General features: G+C 46.4%; 24 protein-coding genes. 12 read left to right on the top strand and 12 right to left on the bottom strand.

The window, feature by feature from the left end:
• Positions 1–16: 16 nt before the first annotated feature.
• The 4 genes from hemH (at position 17) to dnaJ (ending at position 5,101) form a co-directional block, all read left to right on the top strand.
• Positions 17–1,108 carry a ferrochelatase gene (gene hemH, locus IC571_RS08890; RefSeq protein WP_215316103.1) on the top strand — a complete coding sequence of 364 codons (1,092 nt, stop codon included), beginning with the start codon at positions 17–19 and terminating at the stop codon, positions 1,106–1,108.
• A gap of 66 nt (positions 1,109–1,174) precedes the next feature.
• Positions 1,175–1,729, top strand: coding sequence for a nucleotide exchange factor GrpE (grpE, locus tag IC571_RS08885; protein WP_215316101.1), 555 nt, complete (start codon positions 1,175–1,177; stop codon positions 1,727–1,729).
• Between the two features lie 193 nt (positions 1,730–1,922).
• Positions 1,923–3,860 carry a molecular chaperone DnaK gene (dnaK, locus tag IC571_RS08880; RefSeq protein ID WP_215316099.1) on the top strand — a complete coding sequence of 646 codons (1,938 nt, stop codon included), beginning with the start codon at positions 1,923–1,925 and terminating at the stop codon, positions 3,858–3,860.
• A gap of 107 nt (positions 3,861–3,967) precedes the next feature.
• Positions 3,968–5,101: a molecular chaperone DnaJ gene (gene dnaJ, locus IC571_RS08875; RefSeq protein ID WP_215316097.1), complete on the top strand. Its 1,134-nt coding sequence runs from the start codon at positions 3,968–3,970 to the stop codon at positions 5,099–5,101.
• A 17-nt stretch (positions 5,102–5,118) separates the two neighbouring features.
• On the opposite strand, the gene panB is transcribed toward dnaJ, so the two are convergent.
• The 6 genes from panB to IC571_RS08845 are packed head-to-tail and all read right to left on the bottom strand — an operon-like array spanning position 5,119 to position 10,387.
• The gene (panB, locus tag IC571_RS08870) at positions 5,119–5,934 is read right to left on the bottom strand and encodes a 3-methyl-2-oxobutanoate hydroxymethyltransferase (RefSeq protein WP_215316095.1); all 816 of its coding nucleotides are present in this window, start codon (positions 5,932–5,934) and stop codon (positions 5,119–5,121) included.
• Positions 5,935–5,951: 17 nt separating this feature from the next.
• The gene (gene folK / locus IC571_RS08865) at positions 5,952–6,479 is read right to left on the bottom strand and encodes a 2-amino-4-hydroxy-6-hydroxymethyldihydropteridine diphosphokinase (protein WP_215316093.1); all 528 of its coding nucleotides are present in this window, start codon (positions 6,477–6,479) and stop codon (positions 5,952–5,954) included.
• A gap of 52 nt (positions 6,480–6,531) precedes the next feature.
• Positions 6,532–7,935, bottom strand: coding sequence for a polynucleotide adenylyltransferase PcnB (pcnB, locus tag IC571_RS08860; RefSeq protein WP_215316092.1), 1,404 nt, complete (start codon positions 7,933–7,935; stop codon positions 6,532–6,534).
• Positions 7,932–8,612, bottom strand: a complete 681-nt coding sequence (locus IC571_RS08855; protein ID WP_215316091.1) for an HAD family phosphatase — start codon at positions 8,610–8,612, stop codon at positions 7,932–7,934. The genes pcnB and IC571_RS08855 overlap by 4 nt, the downstream gene beginning before the upstream one ends.
• Positions 8,613–8,631: 19 nt before the next feature.
• Positions 8,632–9,387, bottom strand: coding sequence for a DnaA regulatory inactivator Hda (gene hda, locus IC571_RS08850; protein ID WP_215316089.1), 756 nt, complete (start codon positions 9,385–9,387; stop codon positions 8,632–8,634).
• 10 nt (positions 9,388–9,397) lie between these two features.
• Positions 9,398–10,387: an AI-2E family transporter gene (locus tag IC571_RS08845; RefSeq protein WP_215316086.1), complete on the bottom strand. Its 990-nt coding sequence runs from the start codon at positions 10,385–10,387 to the stop codon at positions 9,398–9,400.
• 72 nt (positions 10,388–10,459) lie between these two features.
• On the opposite strand from IC571_RS08845, the gene purM reads away from it, so the two are divergent.
• Complete coding sequence (purM, locus tag IC571_RS08840) at positions 10,460–11,512, top strand: phosphoribosylformylglycinamidine cyclo-ligase (protein WP_215316084.1); 1,053 nt, start codon at positions 10,460–10,462, stop codon at positions 11,510–11,512.
• Between the two features lie 6 nt (positions 11,513–11,518).
• Here purM and miaA read toward each other — a convergent pair whose 3' ends face one another.
• On the bottom strand, positions 11,519–12,529 hold the full coding sequence (miaA, locus tag IC571_RS08835) for a tRNA (adenosine(37)-N6)-dimethylallyltransferase MiaA (protein ID WP_215316082.1): 1,011 nt from the start codon (positions 12,527–12,529) through the stop codon (positions 11,519–11,521).
• Positions 12,530–12,587: 58 nt separating this feature from the next.
• Here miaA and IC571_RS08830 point away from each other — a divergent pair, with 58 nt between their 5' ends.
• Positions 12,588–13,232, top strand: a complete 645-nt coding sequence (locus tag IC571_RS08830) for a VTT domain-containing protein (RefSeq protein ID WP_215317892.1) — start codon at positions 12,588–12,590, stop codon at positions 13,230–13,232.
• Positions 13,233–13,280: 48 nt separating this feature from the next.
• Here the strand turns inward: IC571_RS08830 and IC571_RS08825 are convergent, their stop codons facing one another.
• Both IC571_RS08825 and murJ read right to left on the bottom strand, forming a co-directional pair.
• Positions 13,281–14,123: a SirB1 family protein gene (locus IC571_RS08825; protein WP_215316080.1), complete on the bottom strand. Its 843-nt coding sequence runs from the start codon at positions 14,121–14,123 to the stop codon at positions 13,281–13,283.
• 5 nt (positions 14,124–14,128) lie between these two features.
• The gene (murJ, locus tag IC571_RS08820; protein WP_215316078.1) at positions 14,129–15,682 is read right to left on the bottom strand and encodes a murein biosynthesis integral membrane protein MurJ; all 1,554 of its coding nucleotides are present in this window, start codon (positions 15,680–15,682) and stop codon (positions 14,129–14,131) included.
• Between the two features lie 151 nt (positions 15,683–15,833).
• On the opposite strand from murJ, the gene rpsT reads away from it, so the two are divergent.
• Positions 15,834–16,100: a 30S ribosomal protein S20 gene (rpsT, locus tag IC571_RS08815; RefSeq protein WP_215316076.1), complete on the top strand. Its 267-nt coding sequence runs from the start codon at positions 15,834–15,836 to the stop codon at positions 16,098–16,100.
• Between the two features lie 74 nt (positions 16,101–16,174).
• Here rpsT and IC571_RS08810 read toward each other — a convergent pair whose 3' ends face one another.
• The gene (locus tag IC571_RS08810) at positions 16,175–16,489 is read right to left on the bottom strand and encodes a DUF3579 domain-containing protein (RefSeq protein WP_215316074.1); all 315 of its coding nucleotides are present in this window, start codon (positions 16,487–16,489) and stop codon (positions 16,175–16,177) included.
• A 149-nt stretch (positions 16,490–16,638) separates the two neighbouring features.
• Here IC571_RS08810 and argF point away from each other — a divergent pair, with 149 nt between their 5' ends.
• From argF to IC571_RS08795, 3 genes are read left to right on the top strand one after another with little or no spacing between them, the layout of a single operon-like run.
• On the top strand, positions 16,639–17,586 hold the full coding sequence (gene argF, locus IC571_RS08805; RefSeq protein ID WP_215317891.1) for an ornithine carbamoyltransferase: 948 nt from the start codon (positions 16,639–16,641) through the stop codon (positions 17,584–17,586).
• A gap of 47 nt (positions 17,587–17,633) precedes the next feature.
• Complete coding sequence (locus IC571_RS08800; protein ID WP_215316072.1) at positions 17,634–18,866, top strand: argininosuccinate synthase; 1,233 nt, start codon at positions 17,634–17,636, stop codon at positions 18,864–18,866.
• 25 nt (positions 18,867–18,891) lie between these two features.
• Positions 18,892–19,197 carry a pyrimidine/purine nucleoside phosphorylase gene (locus IC571_RS08795; protein ID WP_071466051.1) on the top strand — a complete coding sequence of 102 codons (306 nt, stop codon included), beginning with the start codon at positions 18,892–18,894 and terminating at the stop codon, positions 19,195–19,197.
• 78 nt (positions 19,198–19,275) lie between these two features.
• Here the strand turns inward: IC571_RS08795 and IC571_RS08790 are convergent, their stop codons facing one another.
• Both IC571_RS08790 and IC571_RS08785 read right to left on the bottom strand, forming a co-directional pair.
• Complete coding sequence (locus IC571_RS08790) at positions 19,276–19,728, bottom strand: DUF192 domain-containing protein (protein ID WP_215316070.1); 453 nt, start codon at positions 19,726–19,728, stop codon at positions 19,276–19,278.
• 83 nt (positions 19,729–19,811) lie between these two features.
• Positions 19,812–20,015 carry a cold-shock protein gene (locus IC571_RS08785; RefSeq protein ID WP_011903586.1) on the bottom strand — a complete coding sequence of 68 codons (204 nt, stop codon included), beginning with the start codon at positions 20,013–20,015 and terminating at the stop codon, positions 19,812–19,814.
• A 275-nt stretch (positions 20,016–20,290) separates the two neighbouring features.
• Here IC571_RS08785 and clpS point away from each other — a divergent pair, with 275 nt between their 5' ends.
• Both clpS and clpA read left to right on the top strand, forming a co-directional pair.
• The gene (gene clpS / locus IC571_RS08780; RefSeq protein WP_371742890.1) at positions 20,291–20,647 is read left to right on the top strand and encodes an ATP-dependent Clp protease adapter ClpS; all 357 of its coding nucleotides are present in this window, start codon (positions 20,291–20,293) and stop codon (positions 20,645–20,647) included.
• On the top strand, positions 20,644–22,950 hold the full coding sequence (gene clpA, locus IC571_RS08775; protein ID WP_215316068.1) for an ATP-dependent Clp protease ATP-binding subunit ClpA: 2,307 nt from the start codon (positions 20,644–20,646) through the stop codon (positions 22,948–22,950). The genes clpS and clpA overlap by 4 nt, the downstream gene beginning before the upstream one ends.
• Positions 22,951–22,959: the final 9 nt, after the last annotated feature.

The raw sequence follows: 22,959 nt of genomic DNA, 5'->3' as shown, positions 1-22,959 counted from the left end.
ACTAGAGAAATTTATCTTGAATCAAAACCCTCACTTGCGCCAAAGTAAAACAGCGGTGCTGCTCTTGAATTTGGGAACACCTTCTGCGCCAACACCGAAGGCTGTGAAAACCTATTTGAAAGAATTTCTTTCTGATCCACGGGTTGTTGAGATTCCCCGTTTCATTTGGTGGTTTATTTTGAATGGCATTATTTTGCCCATTCGTAGTAGCGCATCTGCTAAAAAATACGCATCAATTTGGTTGCCTCAATTAGGCTCCCCGTTAATGCATTACTCACGCTTGCAAGTAAAAGAACTTCAAGAAAGATTCACTAATGAAGGCCACACCGTTTTGGTGGATTTGGCAATGCGCTATGGCAAGCCATCAACCCAAGAAGTGCTTGAGAGCCTGAAGGCAGAAGGCATGGAGCGTTTATTGCTATTGCCTTTGTATCCACAGTATTCAGCTACTACGACCGCATCCAGCTTTGATGAAGTATTTCGAGTGCTTAGCACTTGGCGCAATCAACCTGAATTACGTTTAGTGAAGCACTATCACGACAGCCCCGCTTATATCGCCGCCTTGCGCGACCAAGTGCTAAGCAGTTGGGATAAAGATGGACGTCCAGACTTTTCAAGAGGCAATCGATTGGTGATGTCCTTTCATGGCCTACCAAAACGCAATTTGATGAAAGGTGATCCCTATCATTGTGAATGCCTCAAGACAGGTCGATTGCTTGGAGAGGCGCTTGGTTTAGATTCCAGTCAATACATTGTTACGTTTCAATCGCGCTTTGGAAAAGCGGAATGGTTAAAGCCCTATACCGCTCCCACGTTAGAAAAATTAGCAAAAGAGGGTTGTCAGCGCGTAGATATATTTTGCCCAGGATTCCCTGCGGATTGTCTTGAGACTCTAGAAGAAATTGCGATGGAAGCCAGAGAGTTATTTTTAGAGCGTGGCGGTAAAGATTATCGATATATCCCATGCTTGAACAGCAACCCCAAGTGGATTGAGGCTTTGAGTGATATTGCCTATACCCATTTGCTGGGTTGGTCTTTGGGATCTGAGTCTGCCGAAGAGCTTGCAAAGCGCCATGAGCGAGCAGAGTTTGTGAAGAGTCAGTCTTGAAATTGAATAAACTGACCCCACATAACAAAGCAATTGCCTTCAATTTAGAAAAGTGAATTCCCGTCCATGACACAAGAAAACTCAAATCCATCTCCCGAGCAAGAGGCTGCTGCCAACCCATCTGGCGCTGAAAATACAGCTGCTGCAGAGGCGTCCACAGCAAAGACTCCCGAACAAGAGATTGCTGAGCTCAATCAAAAGATTACAGATTTACAAGACAACTTTTTACGTGCTAAAGCCGAAGGTGAGAACATCCGTCGTCGCGCAGTTGAAGATGTTGCGAAAGCGCATAAGTTCGCTATTGAGAGTTTTGCCGAGCATTTAGTGCCTGTAACGGATAGCCTATATGCAGCACTGAGTACAGATGCAGTGGATGCAAAAGCGTTTAAAGAAGGCTTGGAAATTACGCTAAAACAGCTTTTATCCGCCTTTGAAAAGGGCAAGATGACTGAAATTAACCCTGCGGTGGGAGATAAGTTTGACCCCCATCACCATCAGGCAATCGCCTCAGTTCCCTCTGAGCAAGAGTCCAATACGGTGGTTTCGGTATTGCAGCGAGGCTACACCGTAGCTGACCGAGTTCTGAGGCCGGCTTTGGTGACTGTAAGCGCTCCAAAATAAGAAAAAACCTCAAAAATGGCATGAAAAAGGCAGATTTCTGCCTTTTTTGCTATTTCAGCCCTTGAATTCAGGTGAATTGACCCCATCTATGGAGTATTGGAATATTCGCGGCAATTCACGGTCATTCAGTAAGTTGCCGCTGAAACTTAAATAACCTAGAAGTACAACAAAACAATTTATTTTTGGAGCCATTATGGGAAAGATTATCGGAATCGACTTAGGAACCACTAACTCATGTGTTTCAGTCGTTGAAAACAATGCACCTAAAGTTGTAGAGAACGCAGAAGGTGCTCGCACGACACCATCGATCATCGCTTACGTTGAAGATGGCGAAGTATTAGTTGGCGCCCCAGCGAAGCGTCAATCAGTTACTAATCCTAAAAACACTATCTACGCAGTAAAGCGTTTGATGGGCCGCAAATTTACAGATCCTGAAGTGCAAAAAGACATCGGCTTGATGCCTTACGCGATTGTTCAAGCGGACAATGGTGATGCTTGGGTTGAAGCGCGCGACAAGAAAATGGCGCCACAGCAAGTGTCTGCTGAAATTTTGCGCAAGATGAAGAAAACGGCTGAGGATTACCTTGGTGAAGAAGTTACCGAAGCGGTCATTACTGTTCCTGCGTACTTTAACGATAGCCAACGTCAAGCAACTAAAGATGCTGGCCGTATTGCTGGTTTGGATGTGAAGCGCATCATTAATGAGCCTACCGCAGCTGCGTTGGCATTTGGCTTGGATAAGCAAGACAAGGCTGATCGCAAGATTGCTGTCTATGACCTAGGTGGCGGTACCTTCGACGTATCCATCATTGAGATTGCTAACGTTGATGGTGAGAAGCAGTTTGAAGTGCTTTCCACAAACGGCGACACATTCTTGGGTGGTGAGGACTTTGACCAGCGCATTATTGATTGGATCATTGCTGAGTTCAAAAAAGAGCAAGGCGTAGATTTGAGCAAAGACGTATTGGCTTTGCAGCGTTTGAAAGATGCTGCTGAAAAAGCTAAGATCGAATTGTCATCTGCTCAACAAACCGAAATCAATTTGCCTTACGTTACAGCGGATGCCAGTGGTCCTAAGCATTTGAATTTAAAACTGACACGTGCCAAGTTGGAATCTTTGGTTGAGGAATTAATTAAACGCACAGCTGGCCCTTGCTTGACTGCAATTAAAGACGCCGGTGTAAATGTTGCCGATATTGATGATGTGATTTTGGTCGGTGGTCAAACACGTATGCCTGCAGTTCAAGACAAAGTAAAAGAAATCTTTGGTAAAGAGCCACGTAAAGACGTCAATCCTGATGAAGCGGTAGCTGTTGGTGCTGCTATTCAAGGATCAGTATTGTCTGGTGATCGCAAGGACGTATTGCTCTTGGACGTTACCCCATTGTCTTTGGGTATCGAAACCCTTGGCGGTGTAATGACTAAGATGATTCCAAAAAACACCACAATTCCTACTAAACATTCACAGGTGTACTCAACCGCTGAAGACAATCAGCCTGCGGTAACTATTAAGTGCTACCAGGGTGAGCGTGAGATGGCTTCTGCCAATAAATTGCTCGGTGAATTTAATTTGGAAGGTATCGCGCCTGCACAACGCGGCATGCCACAAATTGAAGTGACTTTTGATATTGATGCCAACGGTATTTTGCATGTCACCGCAAAAGACAAAAACACTGGCAAAGAGAACAAGATCACGATCAAGGCAAACTCTGGTTTGACTGAAGAAGAGATCCAGCGCATGGTCAAGGATGCTGAAGCGAATGCTGCGGAAGACAAGAAAGCGCTTGAGTTGGTAACTGCGCGTAATACAGCGGATGCATTGGCTCACTCCACTAAGAAAGCTTTGGAAGAGCATGGTTCTGGCCTAGAGGCTTCTGAGAAAGAGGTGATTGAGGCTGCACTCAAAGAGTTGGATGAGGCTATTAAAGGTAGCGATAAAGCGATCATTGAAGCCAAGACCGAAGCATTGGGTAAAGCAAGCCAAAAACTTGGTGAGAAGGTGATGGCTGCAGAACAGGCTAAAGCAGGCGCTGGTGGAGCTGGCGCAGCTCCTGGTGGCGCAGCCCCTGGTGCCGCACCAGATGCGGATGTAGTCGATGCTGACTTTAAAGAGGTTGATGACAAGAAGTAATGTAGTCGGAAACCATTTTTAATAAATTTTTGAAGTACTTAAATAACAAGTCGGCCTTGCGCCGACTTGTGCCATTCGGGTTGTTGGGAAGTTGAGAGGAATAGGCCGTGCCTAAAAGTAAACGCGATTTTTATGAAGTGCTTGGTGTAGCGAAGGGTGCTAGTGATGATGAGCTGAAAAAAGCTTATCGTAAGTTGGCAATGAAGTATCACCCCGATCGCAATCCCGACAGCAAAACTGCTGAAGCCCAATTTAAAGAAGTGAAAGAGGCCTACGAGACTCTCTCTGATCCTAATAAACGTGCTGCTTATGATCAGTATGGTCATGCCGGTGTAGATCCATCAATGGGCGGCGGTTTTGGTGGTGGATTTGGCGGCGGCGGATTTGCTGATGCCTTTGGTGACATTTTTGGCGATATCTTTGGTCAAGGCGGTGGTCGTCACGCAGGCCCGCAAGTCTACAAGGGGGCGGATTTACGTTACAACATGGACATTACTCTTGAGCAGGCTGCTGAAGGGTACACCACACAAATCCGAGTACCAAGCTGGAGTAATTGCAAACCTTGTCATGGAACGGGGGCTGAGCCAGGTACAAAAGCGGAAAAATGTTCTACTTGTGATGGCCATGGTCAGGTGCGTGTGCAACAGGGATTTTTCTCAATGCAGCAAACTTGCCCCAAATGTCGTGGCACTGGCGAGTACATTCCGAAGCCTTGTAAGACTTGTCACGGTACAGGCAAACACAAAGAGCAAAAAACGCTGGAGATCAAAATTCCTGCGGGTATTGATGACGGAATGCGCGTGCGTTCCGTTGGTAATGGTGAGCCGGGTATTAATGGTGGCCCAGCCGGCGATCTCTATGTAGAAGTGCGTGTTAAGCCACATAAAGTATTTGAGCGTGATGGTAGCGATTTGCATGTGCAAATGCCGATCTCTTTCGCGACAGCTACCATTGGTGGCGAGATTGAGGTGCCAACGCTATCTGGTCGCGTGGAGTTCCCGATTCCGGAAGGAACTCAGACGGGTAAAACATTCCGCTTGCGTAATAAAGGCATCAAAGGCCTTCGCTCAACTTTAGTTGGTGATTTGTTTGTTCATGTCCTAGTTGAAACGCCTGTGAAATTGACTGACGAGCAAAAGCAATTACTGCAAAAGTTTGATGACAGCCTAAAGTCGGGTGGTGATAAACATAGCCCACAACAAAAGGGCTGGTTTGAGGGCGTAAAGAGTTTCTTTAGTTGATTGACTGGTTAATTGAGTTAACCAGCAAAGCCATGTTCGGGGCTGGGAAACTTTCCGGACTTGACTTCGCGTACGTAGGCTTTAACAGCTGCTTCAATCGAATGGTGGCCTTCCATAAAGTTCTTAACGAACTTGGGGGGCTTTCCAGGGCTAATGCCCAACATGTCTTGTAGCACTAACACTTGGCCTGAACAATCTGGTCCAGCGCCAATACCAATGGTCGGAATCGATAAGGCTTCCGTAATTTTTTGACCAAGTGATGATGGAATGGCTTCGAGCACGATCATTTGTGCGCCAGCTTGTTCGCATGCAATTGCTTGTTCCAGCATGAGGCTTGCAGCGTCCTTGGATTTTCCTTGCACTTTATAACCGCCTAAAACATGAACGGATTGCGGAAGCAGTCCTAGATGCGCACAAACAGGCACGCTACGTTCAACTAAATATTGAATGATGTCGATTTGCCAATCACCACCCTCTAGTTTGACCATATCAGCGCCAGCACGCATTAAGGTCGCGGCGGAATCTAAGGCTTGCACTGGATCGCCATAGCTGGCAAATGGTAAATCGGCAATCACAAATGCTTGGGCATTGGCGCGAGCGACGCATTCGGTGTGATAGGCAACCTGTTCTACCGTGACGGGGGTAGTGCTAGTGTGCCCTTGAATCACATTACCAAGAGAATCGCCAATCAAAATGGTTTCTACACCACAGCGATTGAGAAGCGCTGACATGGTTGAGTCATACGCCGTCAGCATGGAAATCTTTTCACCCTCAGCGTGCATCGCGAGGAGCTTGGTAATTGTGATTGGCTTATCGCCCTGTAAGTAACCCATGGCGAGAGTGTAATGAATTAATGTGCCGTTTGGCTATAAACGTCTTTTTCACCGCAATTGCAGTTGCGGCAGGGGAGTTTTTCGATACGCTGGTGAGCTACTTTAGGGAGGTAAGCCTTTAATTCACCTAAATTGGGTAGAAAGAAATTAGGGGCAATTTCTAGCAAAGGCAACAAAACAAATGAGCGCTCAATGATTTTGGGGTGGGGCAACATCAACTCGGTTTCATTCTGAGTGATGCCCTCAAAAGACAAAATATCCAGATCTAAAGTTCGCGGAGCATTTGCGTAGGGCCGCTCCCTGCCAAATTCTTGTTCAATTGCTTGGCAAACATGAAGTAAGCCGTAAGGACTGAGCTCTGTTTCAATCTCAATGACGGCATTAATGTAATCGCCACCAGTCGCTTCAACGGGAGCACTTTGATAAAAACAACTTTTGGCAAGAATGTGAAGTTGAGCACGTTGCGCTAAGCAAACAATGGCGTCAGTAATGAGCTGACGCGTGTCGCCGATGTTGCCGCCAAATCCGATAAAAGCTCGTGCCATACGATTCCAAATTCAAGATGGAATTACTTTACCGAAATTTTTATAAGTTTGCTTAGCTCGAAGAAACTTCTGCTGGGCTTGTGGATTTTGGTTTTCTACGACGACGCCTTTTGGTGGGCGAGTTAGTGGTATTACCTAGTTCGGTTTTGGCGCTAGTCATCAAAGCCTCTTGCCCAGCAGGATCTGCTGCGATGAAATCAGTCCACCATTGACCAAGTGCTGGATTTTGTTCGCCAGTTGCACAGCGCAGAAGCATGAAGTCATAGCCTGCCCTAAAACGGGGCATTTCAATTAAGCGATAAGGGTAGCGCCCTACACGCCTTTCGAAGCGCGGTTGCATTGACCATATTTCTCGCATGTCACTTTCAAAGCGGCGTTGTATCGTCATGCCGCTACTTTGAGTGGCAATCGTTTCGTCCATTGCATCTTGAAGGGCAGGAATATTGGCCATGCCTTTGGCGAGATTGGCTTTCCAATTCTTTAAAAGATCTGGCCATAGCAAAGTGGCAAATAAAAATCCTGCCGATACACTTTTTCCAGATTGAATGCGCTGGTCTGTATTGGCGAGCGCTAGCTTCACAAAGCCATTTGCTCCAACAGCGTTTTCACTCTCATCCAAGATGTGGTCAAGCAATGGTAGAAGTCCGTGGTGTAAGCCTGCCTCTCGAAGGCCTTGAATAGCAGCCCAGGAATAGCCAGACATGAGGAGTTTCAGAATTTCATCAAAGAGTCTTGCTGCCGGCACGTCCTGTAAGAGCCTGCCTAATTTCGCAATCGGCGAGCGTGTGTCGGAATCCAGGTTGAATCCTGTCTTAGCTGCAAAACGAATGGCCCTGAGCATCCTGACAGGATCTTCGCGATAGCGTTTGGCTGGATCGCCAATCATGCGCAAGGTTTTTCTTTGCATATCCGCCATGCCACCGTGATAGTCAAGGACAGTTTCGGTGGAGGGTTCGTAATACATTGCGTTGATCGTAAAGTCGCGACGGGCAGCATCCTCGCCCTGAGAGCCCCAGACGTTGTCACGCAAAATACGACCACTTTCAGCTACATGATCACCCGCGTTATCCAGCAATGCCCTGAAGGTGGAAACCTCAATGATTTCAGGGTGGCCTTTGCCAAAGAAGGTCACGTGAACAATTTGAAAGCGTCGACCAATGAGGCGGGCTTTGCGAAAGAGTCTTTGGACTTGGTCTGGGGTGGCGTTAGTGGCCACATCAAAATCTTTTGGCTCAATTCCTAGGACAAGATCACGTACTGCACCACCCACAATAAAGGCTTCGAACCCAGCTTGTTGCAGGGTCTGCGTAACCTTAACTGCGTTTTTAGAAAGTAGATGTGGAGCAATCCGGTGAGATTTTTTAGGAATCCGTTTGGGGGCTCCAGCCAGATTAGCCTGCGTGTGTTTAACCATGGGGTCACGACGCAAGATGCGTTTAAAAAACTTAGTAATCATGCAAACAGTTCAAGGATGGGCCAATTGCGTTTTTGTGCCTCATTACGCAAGCGCTCATCTGGGTTAGTGACCACAGGATGACTGACTTGCTCAAGTAGCGGTAGGTCGTTCATGGAGTCAGAATAAAAATAGCTGCGTGGCAACTGATCAAGTTTGAGCTCTTGTTTTGCTAGCCAGGCATGCAAATTCAGAATTTTGCCTTCACGAAAATTTGGGCTTCCCTTCACTTCGCCTGTGAAATCAGCCAATGGATTATCGCCACTGGTTGCCGGTTCGGTGGCGATAAGATGTTCAATACCAAAGCGTTCAACAATGGGGCGCGTGACAAAACTATTGGTCGCGGTTACAACGCAGCAAAGGTCGCCAGCATCTTGATGTTGTTTGACTAAATCGATGGCTTTTTGCCGTAGCTGCCCATTGATTACCTCTTGCATAAATTGATCGTGCCACTCTTTGAGTTGCGCGCGTGAGTGCTCAGAGAGGGGCTTGAGGGCAAATCGCAGAAATTCATGAATGTCGAGCTTACCGTCTTTGTAATCTTGATAGAAGCGTTCATTTTGTCGAGCGTAGTACTCACTATCCACTACACCAATGCGAGCCAAAAACTGTCCCCATTCATAGTCGCTATCACAAGGGAGTAGGGTGTGATCTAAATCGAAAAGGGCTAACTGTGTCACGAATGAAATATTAAGAAAATTATTTAGGTTGCAGAAGCTCGCGCACTAATGGCAAGGTTACTGCACGTTTTGTTTCTAATGAGTAAGCATCCAAAGCATCGATTAAGGCCATTAAGTTAGGCATGTCACGATAGAAGCGATTTAATAACCACGGAACCACTTCTGGGGAAAGCACCAGTCCACGGTCTTTGGCGGCTTGCTCTAATGCTTGTATTTTCTCATCATCGCCCAGAAGTTGGGTTTGAAAGATGAGACCCCATCCTAGGCGTGTCCGTAGGTCCTCGCGAAGCGTTAACTTAGCCGGCGCGGCATTGCCAGCCATAAAGATATGGATATTTTTACTAGCCTGGACGGTATTGAGAATGCGAAAAAGTGCGCCTACCAGTCTGTCGTCAAGACGGTCAACGTCATCAACAGTGATGACCGAAGGCTGCTCATTTTGTGCCAATGCAGAAATGCGCTCTTCGAGGCGTACCCAGCTAATAGGTTCGCTGGGTGTTAGTGAGAATGCATGCAGTCCAACATGCTCCGCTGCATTTGCCACGGCTTGAAGTAAGTGTGTACGTCCAGACCCTTCAGGGCCCCACCAATAGATCCAGTGATGATTCAGCGGATTGCTAGTTTCTTTTGATGTGGCTTGCTTCCAGGAATCGGCAAGTGTTTGCAGAGTCGAAATGAGGGCGCGATCGTTCCCAGGCAGGTAGTTTTCTAGACTCGCTTGTGGGGTATGGCCAATATCTAAAGCAAATTGTTTTGGAAGCGGTGGCGTATTCATTACGGCGAAATTATTTTTGATACCAAGAGCTTTGCGTATAAACAGACCAGAGATATTTCACTAGCACCAAGCTCACTGCACTGATAGGTAACGCTAAAAGAACGCCAAAGAAACCAAACAGTTTTCCAAATAAAAGCAATGCGAACAAGACGGCTACGGGGTGTAAGCCAATACGCTCACCCACTAGACGTGGGGTGAGGAAGAAGCCTTCAATGAACTGCCCAAAGCCAAAAAGAATGAGGACTCCAAGCACTTCTGCGTTAGGACCAAATTGCAAAAGTGCTGAGATAGTTGCTAGGCTTAAACCTATTGTGATCCCAATGTAGGGAATCACAATCATTAAAGCTGTGAATACACCTAAGGCGACGGCACCCTTCACGCCGATTAACGCTAAGCCAGCGCTGTAGTAAACCGCCATGATGGAGACTACAATTAACATGCCACGCAAGTATTGCGAAAGCAATCCATCGGTATGCATTGCAAGGTGATGCACAGTGTCTTGCGCGCGCACTGGAACAATGGTTCTGAGTAGACCAAAGAAATGGGTCCAGTCAATTAACAAATAGAACATCACAAAGATGATCAGTATCGCGTTCACAAAACCTGCAATGACAGAACTGCTCGATAACAGAACAGTGTCGAGTGCGGTACTCATCAAGCTGTCGGCATTCTCGTTAATATGCGCCGTAATTTTTTGAATGACATCAACCTTGAGGGATGCCCAATCGAAATTGATATGCAGATCATTTAGCTTTGGGCCGAGCCAAGTTTGGGTGTTATTAATCCAGTTTGGGATTTGAGTGCGAATAAGCGGAATTTCATATTTGAGTAGCCCAATGAGGAGGCTGAAAATGAAAAAAATGAGGCCAAGACCAAAAAGGACCGCTAGAGCGGCAGCAAGACCACGAGGGAGGCGGTGTTTTTCAAGCCATAGGCAAACGGGTCGCAGGGCATACGCCAAGATGAATGCGGTCAAAAATGGGGTAAAAATTTCAGCCATTACGAGTAATCCTCTAGAATTCAATGATTCTACTGACCCAGTAGCATTTTTTACTAATATTCCAGCCCAGATATGACTTCTTCTACCAATTCTTCTTCAAAAGGCCTTTCCTACCGCGATGCGGGCGTTGATATTGACGCCGGGGATGATTTAGTTGATCGCATTAAGCCCTTGGCCAAGAAAACCATGCGGGAGGGTGTTTTGGCAGGAATTGGTGGTTTTGGAGCTCTTTTTGAGGTTCCGAAGCGCTATAAAGAGCCTGTTTTAGTATCTGGCACTGATGGAGTGGGTACCAAGCTACGTTTAGCTTTCGAGTGGAATCGTCACGACACTATTGGCCAAGATTTAGTGGCCATGAGCGTCAATGACATTTTGGTGCAGGGCGCCGAGCCATTATTTTTCTTGGATTATTTTGCTTGTGGCAAGCTCTCTGTAGAGACTGCAGCAACGGTAGTGGGTGGTATAGCCAAAGGTTGTGAATTATCGGGCTGCGCATTAATCGGTGGTGAAACTGCAGAGATGCCTGGAATGTATCCTCCGGGCGAATATGACTTGGCAGGTTTTGCGGTGGGTGCAGTTGAGAAATCCAAAATCATTACGGGTAATACGATTGTTCCTGGTGATGTGGTTTTGGCGATAGGTTCTAGTGGCGCGCACTCCAATGGTTACTCTTTAGTACGAAAAATTATTGAACGCGCTGGTGCAAAACCGAGTGATGATTTGGGCGGCCGTTCATTGGGCGATGTGGTCATGGCTCCAACAGAAATTTATGTGAAGCCGTTCCTGAAATTGATTTCTGAAATCGATGTTAAGGGTATGGCTCATATTACTGGTGGCGGTCTAGTGGATAACGTGCCACGTGTACTGCCCGAGAATACCCAGGCTGTATTACATCGCGATAGCTGGCAGTTGCCTGAGCTCTTCCGTTGGTTGCAAATGAAGGGTGGCGTTGCTGATGCGGAAATGGTGCGAGTATTTAACTGCGGTATTGGTATGGTGGTGATTGTGTCCCCAGCTCAGGTTGATGCAGCGATTCAATCACTAACTGCACAAGGCTTAAAAGCATGGACCGTGGGCGAAGTTGTTGAGCGCCCTAAGGATGCCCCACAAACCATTGTTATCTAAGCTTATTTAAGCATTCGCCTTCAAACTATTTTTGCAATAGTCTAGCGCTGCCTTCATCTCAATTGGATTGAAGGGGTCAAATGTGTTTCTGCCAGAGATTGCTCTGAGCCAAGTGAGCTGTCGTTTTCCGAGTTGTCTGGTTGCTGCCAAGGCTTTGTAACGCATTTGCTCTGCATCGATTTCTCCATTGAGAAACTCCCAAGCTTGGCGATAGCCTACTGAGCGAATGGCAGGTAGGTCAGCATGCAGGGCTACATTTTTTCGCAAGAGCTTTACTTCCTCTAAAAATCCCGCCGCGAGCATTTCATCGAAACGCTTTTCTAAATTCTGATGAAGTCGCTTGCGATCACTGGGCTCTAATGAAACTAAGTTAATCCATTTGGGGATATCGGAACCCTCCCTTCCATCTTCGCTGGGGGATTCTGATAACAAGGTCGACATTGCTTTGCCGGTGATTTCATAAACCTCGAGTGCGCGTTGAACCCGTTGAGAGTCATTGGGCTCTAGACGCATCGCGGTTTCTGGATCAATGATTGCCAGTTTGGCATGCATTGCGGGCCAGCCAATGCGCTTGCCTTCATCATCGAGTCGAGTACGAATCTCAGGGTTTGCAGGAGGTAATGACGATAATCCATATGCCCATGCTCTCCAGTAGAGCATGGTGCCCCCAACAACCACAGGAATATGTCCTCTGCCCGCAATTTCTGCGCAGAGTTGTTTTGCATCTTTTGCAAAGCGCGCCGCTGAGTAGACTTCTGTTGGTTCCAGAATATCAATCAGGTGATGCGTGACCGCTGCTTGTTCTGCTTTGGTGGGTTTTGCACTGCCAATGTCTAGTCCACGATAGACCAATGCTGAATCCATGCTGATGATCTCAATCGTAAGACCAATGGATTTAGCGTATTCTGCCAGCGACATGGCGAGATGGGTTTTGCCGGCACCAGTCGGACCCACAATACAAAGTATCGGATTACTTGCTGGTGGCTGCATAGGCTGAATGTGTGGTTCAGTTTGCATAAGACATTATAAGAGCCTGTTAATATGCCCATCAAACCTATTTTTGGAGAGCAAATTGATTGATGCCCTTTTGCAGTTGAGTGACTTATTGCTGCATATTGATCGCCATTTAGATGTGGTTATTTCTCAATATGGCTCTTGGGCATACGGTTTGCTTTTTGCAATTGTGTTTGCTGAAACAGGTTTAGTGGTTGCGCCATTCTTGCCGGGCGATTCTTTGCTCTTTATTGCTGGCGCTTATTGCGCAACAGAACACTTTAATCTTTGGACTTTGTGTCTTGGTTTATTGATTGCTGCAGTTGCAGGCAATACAGTCAACTATTTCATCGGTCGTTGGATTGGTAAAAAAGTATTTAGTAGCCAGTCGCGCTGGATTGATCAAGGCGCCTTACTAAAGACTCATGCATTCTATGAGAAGCATGGCGGTAAAACAATCATCCTCGCACGCTTTCTGCCAATCATCCGTACCTTTGCGCCATTTATTGCCGGCGTATCTGAAATGAACTTTTCTCGTTTTCAGCTCTTCAATATTACCGGTGCTGCGCTTTGGGTATTTGGTCTGGTAATCGCAGGCTATTTCTTTGGCAACATTCCCTTTATTCGCCAAAATCTGAACGTCATTGTTTTGGTGGGTATTGGCGCAGCGGCAGTGCCTGTGATCTTGGCTGCGCTATATAAGATTTTTCAACGCAAGAAAAACTAACAAAACAAGAAAATAAAACAAAAGCCCGTTTTTCTTTATATAGTTTTCTTAGTGAAGTTTTGTTTGGCTTTCCAGTGCCGCGATGTGTTCGCGAATATCACCTGCATCTTCAGCCTCTGGCACTTCGCTTAAATAGCGATGCATGTCTGCCAAAGCAGGACGCAAATACTCTAGTTGCGCAAAGATCAAGCCACGATCTCGAATCTCTTCGATGGAGTCGGGTAGCAAAATAACGAGACGCTCTTGGATTCCCAATAAACGCTCCCAGCGCTCGTGCTCTGAGTAGATCATCTTGAGGTTTCTCAGGAAGCGGGAGACGATTTCTCTGGGGCTGGAGGCCCGCAGGAAAACGTTTAGGGGGAGGCTGAGCTCGCCCCGATAGCCTTTGGCATCAAGGTAGGGGTCAAGCATTTCTTGTAACTGGTTTTTAGAGAGTGAATCACCGGTTAAGGGATCCATGATGACTTCGCCTTGTTGTAAAGAGATTCGCATCATGAAGTGATTTGGGAATGAAACCCCCCGAATCTTCAAGCCAATTTGTTGCCCTAGTTCGATCATCAGAATGGCTAGGGAAATCGGTATGCCTCGACGATTTTCAAGCACATAGTGCAAGTAGGAATTCTCGGGTGCATAAAAATCATTCGGGTTAGGGCCAAAACCTAACTCGGTATAAAAAAAGTGTTTCAAAATTTGCAAACGCTGAATCGGTGATGTATCTGGCGTGATACGCGCTTTTAATTTATTGCCTAACTCATCAAGTTGATCTAGCACCCCTTGAACATCAAGATCGGGATATGCATGTTGCGCCACTGCGATAGCGGCTTCCGTTAACGGAAAGTGTTCATCTTCAGCAACTAAGGATGTGAAGTAGTCGAGCTGTTGTGTTGGCATACATCCTATTTTGCATGACGCAAGAATTTTTGCCAGCGAATTCCTACTAAAGCTAGGGCGCCAAAGTAAATTAAGGCCGCAGCAGTTAGCCAGAGCGTTAGTAGGCCAATGCGCGTCCACGGCTCAGCCTGCAGGGCAATCCAGTTATGTGCATTAGCCGCATAAAACAGCACGGTTGAAAAGGGAATTAAGGCTAAAAAGAGTTGTCCTAAATACTTTAGCCAAGCAGCATTCGGCAGGGCGCCACGCTTGCTAAGCCCAATCCATAGTAGGGCCGCATTTAAACAGGCACCAGTCCCAACAGATAAGGCTAGTCCTGCGTGTCCTAGCCAAGGCACAAAGACGAGGTTGGCTAGCTGGGTAGCAATCAGCACGACTGAGCCAATTTTGACGGGGGTGCGAATATCTTGGCGTGAGTAAAAGCCAGGCGCCAAAATTTTTACCAGGATCAAGCCAATTAAGCCAACACCATAAGCTGCTAAAGCACGCTGTGTCATCAGCACATCTAGCGCATTAAATTTTCCGTAGTGATACAAGACGGCCGCCAAAGGCTCTCCAAAAATAAAGAGAGCAATAGCAGAAGGAGCGGCCAATAAGAAAGTGAGTTGCAAACCCCAAACCAATAGTTCACCAGCATGTGCTAAATCATTTTTAGCATTGGCTTTGCTCAAGCTGGGTAATAGAACGGTGCCAAGTGCTACACCAAGCAACGCAGTCGGAAATTCCATTAAGCGATCTGCATAGGAAAGCCATGAAACACTTCCTGCCTGTAGGCGAGATGCGATATTGGTATTGATGATGAGCGAGATTTGCGCAACGGATACAGCGAAGACTGCGGGCCCCATGAGTTTTAAAACTCGTCTTGCATCGGGGTTCTTGAAAGCAGATTGAATCGCGCCTGGCAATAGACCAATGCGTGGCAATAAACCAATGCGCGCAAGTGCGGGTACTTGAATGAGCAACTGCAGTACTCCGCCAATCAGCACACCAAGACTGAGGGCATAAATGGGTTGGTCTAAGTGAGGAGCTAGGAAGATTGCACTAGCAATCAGCGCAAGATTTAAAAGGACAGGTGTAAATGCCGGAATGGCAAAGCGATGATAGGTATTTAAGATTCCGGCAGACAAGGACACCATGGAAATGAGTCCAATGTAGGGGAACATGATTCGGGTCATGACAACGCTGGCATCGTAGGCTGGACCGCCACTAAAGCCGGTAGCGATCACCAAAATTAACAAAGGGGCGCCAATGACTCCTGCTAATACTGTCAGCAATAAAGCCCAAAACAAGAGGGTGGCAACGGCATTAATAAGGATTTTGGCCTTATTTTGGTCCTCGTTAGTGGAAACTTCCCCCAAAATGGGCACAAAAGCCTGGGAAAATGCCCCCTCGGCGAATAGTCGACGAAGCAGGTTAGGCAGCCTAAAAGCCACATTAAAGGCGTCCGTCCACTCTGAAGCCCCGAAACTACGGGCAATGAGCGTTTCCCTCAGCAGCCCCGTGATACGGGAGAGCATGGTGAGGGAGCTGACCTTGGCAGCAGCAGAAAGCAGGTTCATGAGCCGATTTTCCCCTATTTATGGTTTGACTGGGCTTTTTTGGCCCTTTCAGGTAAAATCTTGGGTTTTGGCGAGCTTGCTTACAAATTTGGCAGGGTCGCAAGATGTTTAACTAATCGTATTTAGCAATTTATAGAGGCAAGGTTTAAAGATGGCCAATACAGCACAAGCGCGTAAGCGCGCACGCCAGGCAGTAAAACAGAACGAGCACAATTCCAGCTTGCGTTCAAAGCTCCGCACTTCCATTAAGACAGTTCGTAAAGCTATCGAGGCTGGTGATAAAGCTGCTGCAGCGAAAGTTTTCGCAGCGGCACAGTCAACAATCGACAAGATTGCTGATAAAAAGATTGCTCATAAAAATACTGCGGCTCGTCAAAAGTCTCGTTTGTCTGCAGCTATTAAGGCGATGGCAGCGTAACTTAGTAATTGTTTTAGGCTGGTCGAAGCGTATTTCGACCTAGGCCCGCTCCTCATCAGAGCGGGTTTTTGTTTTTAAGGCTGGGGTGGCGATGTTGGGTTGAATTCGCAAGCCTCTTCGATCGGTAGATTGTTGTCTTTGGCAAAGTTCATGACAAAGTCCAGCGCTCTTGGATCGAGATCACCTAGTCTGGTATCAATAACAACGCATTTCACTTTTGCAATCAGTACTGGTCTTACATAGGGCGAATATGTGAAGCGAGGGTCTCCTGAATCACCGGGAGGGCGAAAGGTAGCCATGACCCCGCAAAGACGCTCCGCCCAATCGCTGGGCCGAAACGGTTTGCCAGAGGTCGTAATGCCTTGAATGAAAAGCGTTTTGTGGTTCAAGTGGGCGTTTGGAAATTGATAAGAATTAGTACTAAGCCCTCTAGCTTAACAGCCTGAGGTAGCCGTAAGATGGCTTTATGTTCTATTTTCGTGCAGTTGAATGGTTTAAGAAAAAAATGCAAGCCAAAACTTTAGTGGAAAGCTCAACTATGACATCTCTGGCAAAGCCTCAAGTGCCTGGTCAGGTAAAGCACTATCTGCAGTTTGCTGACCTTACTCGTGATGAGTATGACTATTTGCTGAAAAGATCGGCATGGTTAAAGGCCAAATTCAAAAGTTACGAAACATGGCATCCACTGCATGATCGTACCTTGGCAATGATTTTTGAAAAGCATTCAACGCGTACACGCCTTTCTTTTGAGGCTGGAATACACCAACTAGGTGGTCATGCGGTTTATCTCAATACTCGCGATACTCAACTCGGTCGTGGCGAGCCTGTAGAGGATGCTGCGCAGGTGATTTCTAGAATGACGGACATCATCATGATCCGCACCTTTGGACAAGAAATCATTGAGCGCTTTGCTGCGAACTCTCGGGTGCCAGTTATTAATGGCCTCACCAATGAATACCACCCATGCCAAGTTCTGGCAGATATTTTTACCTATGTTGAGGCGCGTGGCCCGATCCAAGGAAAAACCGTTGCTTGGGTTGGCGACGCAAACAACATGGCTTACACCTGGATTCAGGCAGCTGAGTGTTTAGATTTTCAATTGCGCTTTTCTGCGCCCCAAGGTTATCAATTAGATCCAGCACGCCTGAGTAGTAATGCCGCAAAACATTTGACTGTTTGCGCAGATCCTAAAGATGCCTGCAAGGGTGCTGACTTGGTGACTACGGATGTGTGGACCAGCATGGGTTATGAAGCTGAGAATGCTTCAAGAATGAACGCCTTCCAGGATTGGATGGTTGATGAAGAGTTGATGGCGCTCGCAAAGCCAGATGCATTATTTATGCATTGCCTACCTGCTCACCGCGGTGAAGAAGTTTCAGCTGGTGTAATGGATGGCCCTCAAAGCATTGTGTGGGAAGAAGCAGAAAATCGTCTGCATGTCCAAAAGGCGTTAATGGAGTATTTACTCTGTGGCCGTTTGGATTAAAAAGTATTAAGTAATTTGTTTGTTAATTTTTAATTGAATAAGAAACCATGTCTGATATTAAAAAGGCCGTACTAGCGTATTCCGGTGGACTCGACACCAGTGTGATCTTGAAGTGGCTTCAAGACACCTATGGTTGTGAAATTGTGACTTTCACTGCAGACTTAGGCCAGGGTGAAGAGCTTGAGCCTGCACGCGCTAAGGCGCTCCAATTTGGCATCAAGCCAGAAAATATTTTTATTGATGACCTGCGCGAAGAGTTTGTGCGGGATTTTGTGTTCCCGATGTTCCGCGCCAATACGATTTATGAAGGCGAGTATTTGCTCGGCACTTCGATCGCTCGTCCGTTGATCGCAAAGCGTCAAATTGAAATTGCTCGCTTAACTGGCGCAGATTCTGTATCGCACGGCGCTACTGGCAAAGGAAATGACCAAGTTCGTTTCGAGTTGGGTTATTACGCTCTTGAGCCGGGAATTAAGGTGATTGCCCCTTGGCGCGAGTGGGACCTGCTCTCTCGTGAGAAGTTGATGGCCTACGCTGAGAAGCACGGCATTCCAGTAGAGATGAAACACAAGCAAGGTGGCTCACCTTATTCAATGGATGCCAACTTATTGCACATCAGTTATGAGGGTCGCCATTTAGAAGATCCAAATGCTGAAGCAGAAGAATCCATGTGGCGCTGGACGGTTTCTCCTGAAAAAGCTCCTGATGCTCCTGAAATTATCGAAATTGAATTTAAATCAGGCGATCCAGTTGCTATTAATGGCAAGGCATACAAGCCTCATGAGTTGTTGGCTGAACTCAATCGCCTTGGCGGTAAGCACGGCATTGGTCGTCTCGACTTAGTGGAAAACCGTTTCGTTGGCATGAAGAGCCGTGGTTGTTATGAAACCCCTGGGGGCACGATTTTGTTGAAAGCACATCGTGGTATTGAAAGTATTACGCTTGATCGCGAAGTTGCCCACCTTAAGGATGACCTCATGCCACGTTATGCAAGCTTGATTTATAACGGCTTGTGGTGGGCTCCAGAGCGCATTGCTTTGCAAACATTGATTGATCACACACAGCAGGCGGTGAATGGTCTTGTGCGCCTCAAGCTCTACAAAGGTTCTGTTTCTGTGATTTCAAGGGATTCAGCGAATACCTTGTTTGATCAAACGATTGCAACCTTTGATGATGACGGTGGCGCTTATAACCAGGCTGATGCAGGCGGCTTTATCAAGCTCAATGCCTTGCGTATGCGGATTGCTGAAACTGCAAAGCGTAAGCGCGCAAAGAAATAATTTAAACAATAAAGAGAGAATTCAGATGCAATTTGATCAAGTTTCTGTTGGCAAGAAAGCCAATGTATTTTTTGATGGCAAGTGTGTTTCACATACCGTGACATTGCCTAATGGCGTACGCAAATCTGTAGGCGTTGTATTGCCAAGTACTTTACGCTTTGATCTCAGCACTAAAGAGGTTATGGAAGTGGTTGATGGCAATGCATTTGTCAGTATTAATGGTGCTCCAGAGCAAGAGTTCAAGGCGGGCCAAAGCTGGGAAGTTGAAAAGGGTGGTTATTTCATCATCCGCGCTGAACAGCCAGTGCATTATGTTTGCCACTTTGAGTAAACGTACTTCTGCTTAAAGCAAAACGCAGGCCTAGGCCTGCGTTTTTTTGCCACTTCACTTTTCTTGATCGATTGCTTTTTATCTCTTTGGTAGTCCAGTAATAACGCTTCCAGGAGTGATCACCCGATCAGAGAACCATTGCTTATTCATCTCCAGGGCATAACGTACTGCAGCCTTAGGGCAATGATTATTAGTAGTCTCGGCCTGCATTTCTTCGATGTTCACAATCTTGCCATCGTCAGCTATAAAGGCAATCGAGAGTGGAATTTTGGTGTTGTTCATCCAAAAGCAATGCCCAGCTTTCTGCTCGAAGATAAACAACATCCCCGAATTGGTTGACATGCTGGTGCGATTCATTAAACCTATTTCTCTGGCCTTGGGTGTGTCAGCTAGTTCTGCCTGAATTCGGTAAATGCCTGTTTTGAGTTCAATAGTCGGTAGCCCCACATTGAGCTGAGCCCAAACGTTTGCCGAGCTTAGTAGACAGCAGGTAATAAAGATTTTATGAATGAGTTTTACTTTTGTATGCATACTTGCATTTTAAGTGAGTCAATTTATAGGCGAAAAAAAACCCAGGAACAAATCCTGGGTTTCTCATGATGATCTAAGGACTATTAAGCCGCTTGGATATTTGTAGCTTGTTTGCCTTTAGGACCTTGGGTAATATCAAAAGTTACCTTTTGGTTTTCCTTGAGGGTCTTGAACCCAGGCATAGTAATTGCGCTGAAATGCGCGAACAACTCTTCTTCACCATCATCCGGTTTGATAAAGCCAAAACCTTTTGCATCATTGAACCACTTAACAATTCCGGTCGCCATGCGAACTCCATTACATAAACTTAAAACAACCGTGATGAGGGTAAATACTTTTTAATCAGTTTCAATCCACAACACGCCTAAATAGAACCTCTTTAAAGGCCTACCCCTGATTGTTTGCCCTTTTTGTAGGGGTGTCAAGGAGTTAAATGGCCTTATTACCCAGTAATTACCCCTTTTTTTGTCAAAAAATGCCCCAATATGGGTTAAATCAGGATTTTTTAGGGTTTTTCATAACAAGAACCCCCTTAAATCAAGTTTAGATATCTGTGTTTAGAATGTTTCTCATGAGTCGCGCACCAAAGAATCCCACTACCGGCATACCCGTCAATCCCCATGTCGAGGACACCCTTTTACTCGAAAAACAAGTCGAGCAAGTTAAGGTTCCCTCGATGTATAAAGTTTTATTACTGAATGATGATTACACCCCAATGGAATTTGTGGTGATGATCATTCAGGAGTACTTCAATAAAGATCATGAGACTGCAACACGGATCATGTTGCAAGTGCATTTAGTTGGCAAAGGTATCTGTGGCGTATTTACACGCGATGTTGCAGCCACTAAAGTACATCAAGTAATTGAATTATCGCGTGAAGCTGGTCACCCATTACAGTGCACTATGGAGGAAGCATGATTGCTCAAGAACTAGAAGTAAGTCTGCACATGGCGTTTGTTGACGCTCGTGCATCCAGACATGAGTTCATTACGGTAGAGCATTTGCTTGCAGCCTTGTTGGATAACGCCACTGCAGTTGAGGTACTTAAAGCTTGCGCGGTTAATATTGCGGAGCTGCGCGCTCAGCTAAAGAACTTCATTAATGACAACACTCCAGTAGTTCCTGGCAACGATGAAGTAGATACACAGCCAACATTGGGTTTTCAGCGTGTGATTCAGCGCGCGATTATGCATGTGCAATCGACCTCAAATGGGAAGAAAGAAGTTACTGGCGCAAATGTACTGGTAGCAATTTTTGGTGAAAAAGATTCGCACGCAGTGTATTTCTTGCAACAACAAGGCGTGACCCGTTTAGATGTAGTGAACTTTATTAGTCACGGTGTACGTAAAGATCAGGCTGAACATGTGAAGCCAGTAGAGTCGACACAAGATACCGAAGAGTCTGCTGCCTCCGGCAAAGAAAGTCCTTTAGATCAGTACACCCAAAACCTCAATGCTATGGCTCGCCAGGGCAAGATCGATCCTTTGATTGGTCGTGAGAGTGAGGTTGAGCGGGTTATTCAGGTTCTGTGCCGTCGTCGTAAAAATAATCCCTTGTTAGTAGGTGAGGCAGGCGTTGGTAAGACTGCGATTGCCGAAGGTTTGGCTTGGAGAATTGTGAAGGGCGATGTGCCAGAGATTTTGGCGAACGCAACTGTCTATTCATTGGACATGGGCGCATTGCTGGCGGGAACTAAATACCGTGGTGATTTTGAGCAGCGTTTGAAGAGTGTGCTGAAGTCTTTAAAAGATCATGCACACGGCGTATTGTTTATTGATGAGATTCATACACTGATTGGTGCTGGCGCAGCTTCAGGTGGTACCTTAGATGCCAGCAACTTACTAAAGCCTGCTCTATCTAATGGTTCTCTGAAATGTATTGGTGCAACCACCTTTACTGAGTATCGCGGTATCTTTGAAAAAGATGCTGCCTTATCTCGTCGCTTCCAGAAAGTGGATGTTGTTGAACCAACCGTCGATCAAACTGTACAAATTTTGCGTGGCCTAAAGTCACGGTTTGAAGAGCACCATAGCGTCAAGTACTCTGCTGGGGCTTTGGTAGCTGCCGCTGAACTTTCTTCACGTTACATTAACGATCGTCATCTGCCTGATAAGGCAATTGATGTGATTGATGAGGCTGGCGCAGCACAACGTATTTTGCCCAGATCAAAACAGAAGAAAACGATTGGCCGTCCTGAGATTGAGGAGATTGTTGCCAAGATTGCCCGCATACCGCCTCAATCCGTAACCGTTGACGATCGTAGTAAGTTGCAGACTCTTGATCGAGATATTAAGAGTGTGGTGTTTGGTCAAGATCCCGCCATTGAAGCTTTGGCCAGTGCCATTAAGATGACGCGCGCAGGTCTTGGTAAGGTTGATCGCCCGATAGGCTCTTTCTTATTCTCCGGTCCAACAGGCGTTGGTAAGACAGAGGTAGCAAAGCAATTAGCCTTTATTTTGGGTATTGAGCTTTTGCGTTTTGATATGTCTGAGTACATGGAGCGTCACGCCGTAAGCCGTTTAATTGGCGCCCCTCCTGGATATGTTGGTTTTGATCAGGGTGGCTTATTGACTGAGGCAGTGAATAAAAAACCTCACTGTGTATTGCTCTTGGATGAGATTGAGAAGGCTCATCCAGACATCTTCAATATTCTGTTGCAAGTCATGGATCATGGAACTTTGACTGATAACAATGGCCGTAAGACAGACTTCCGTAATGTCATCATCATCATGACTACCAATGCAGGCGCTGAGGTAATGCAGAAGTCCACCATTGGATTTACCAATGCTCGCGAATCTGGCGATGAAATGGCGGATATCAAGAAATTCTTTACGCCTGAGTTCCGCAATCGTTTGGATGCTATCGTTTCATTCAAGGCGCTCGATGAAACCATCATCATGCGTGTGGTTGATAAGTTCTTGATGCAATTAGAAGAGCAACTGCATGAGAAGAAAGTGGATGCCACCTTTAGTCCAGCTCTACGAGCCCATTTGGCGAAGCATGGATTTGATCCATTAATGGGTGCGCGTCCAATGCAGCGCATTATTCAGGACACCGTTCGTAAGGCCTTGGCTGATGAGTTGCTGTTTGGTAAGCTGGCTCAAGGTGGCCATGTGGATGTGGATATTGACTCTGACGGTAAGGTGAACTTGAGTTTTGATATTCCAAAATTACCAGGCAAAGCTGCCAAGGTTGATGTTGCCCCTGTAGAAGAGATTTAAATCGTTACC

The sequence above is a fragment of the Polynucleobacter sp. MWH-UH2A genome (genome assembly GCF_018687195.1).
GTDB lineage: Bacteria > Pseudomonadota > Gammaproteobacteria > Burkholderiales > Burkholderiaceae > Polynucleobacter.
The sequence above is the reverse complement of the archived record's forward strand: the minus strand, read 5'-3'. Positions and strand labels throughout refer to the sequence as shown.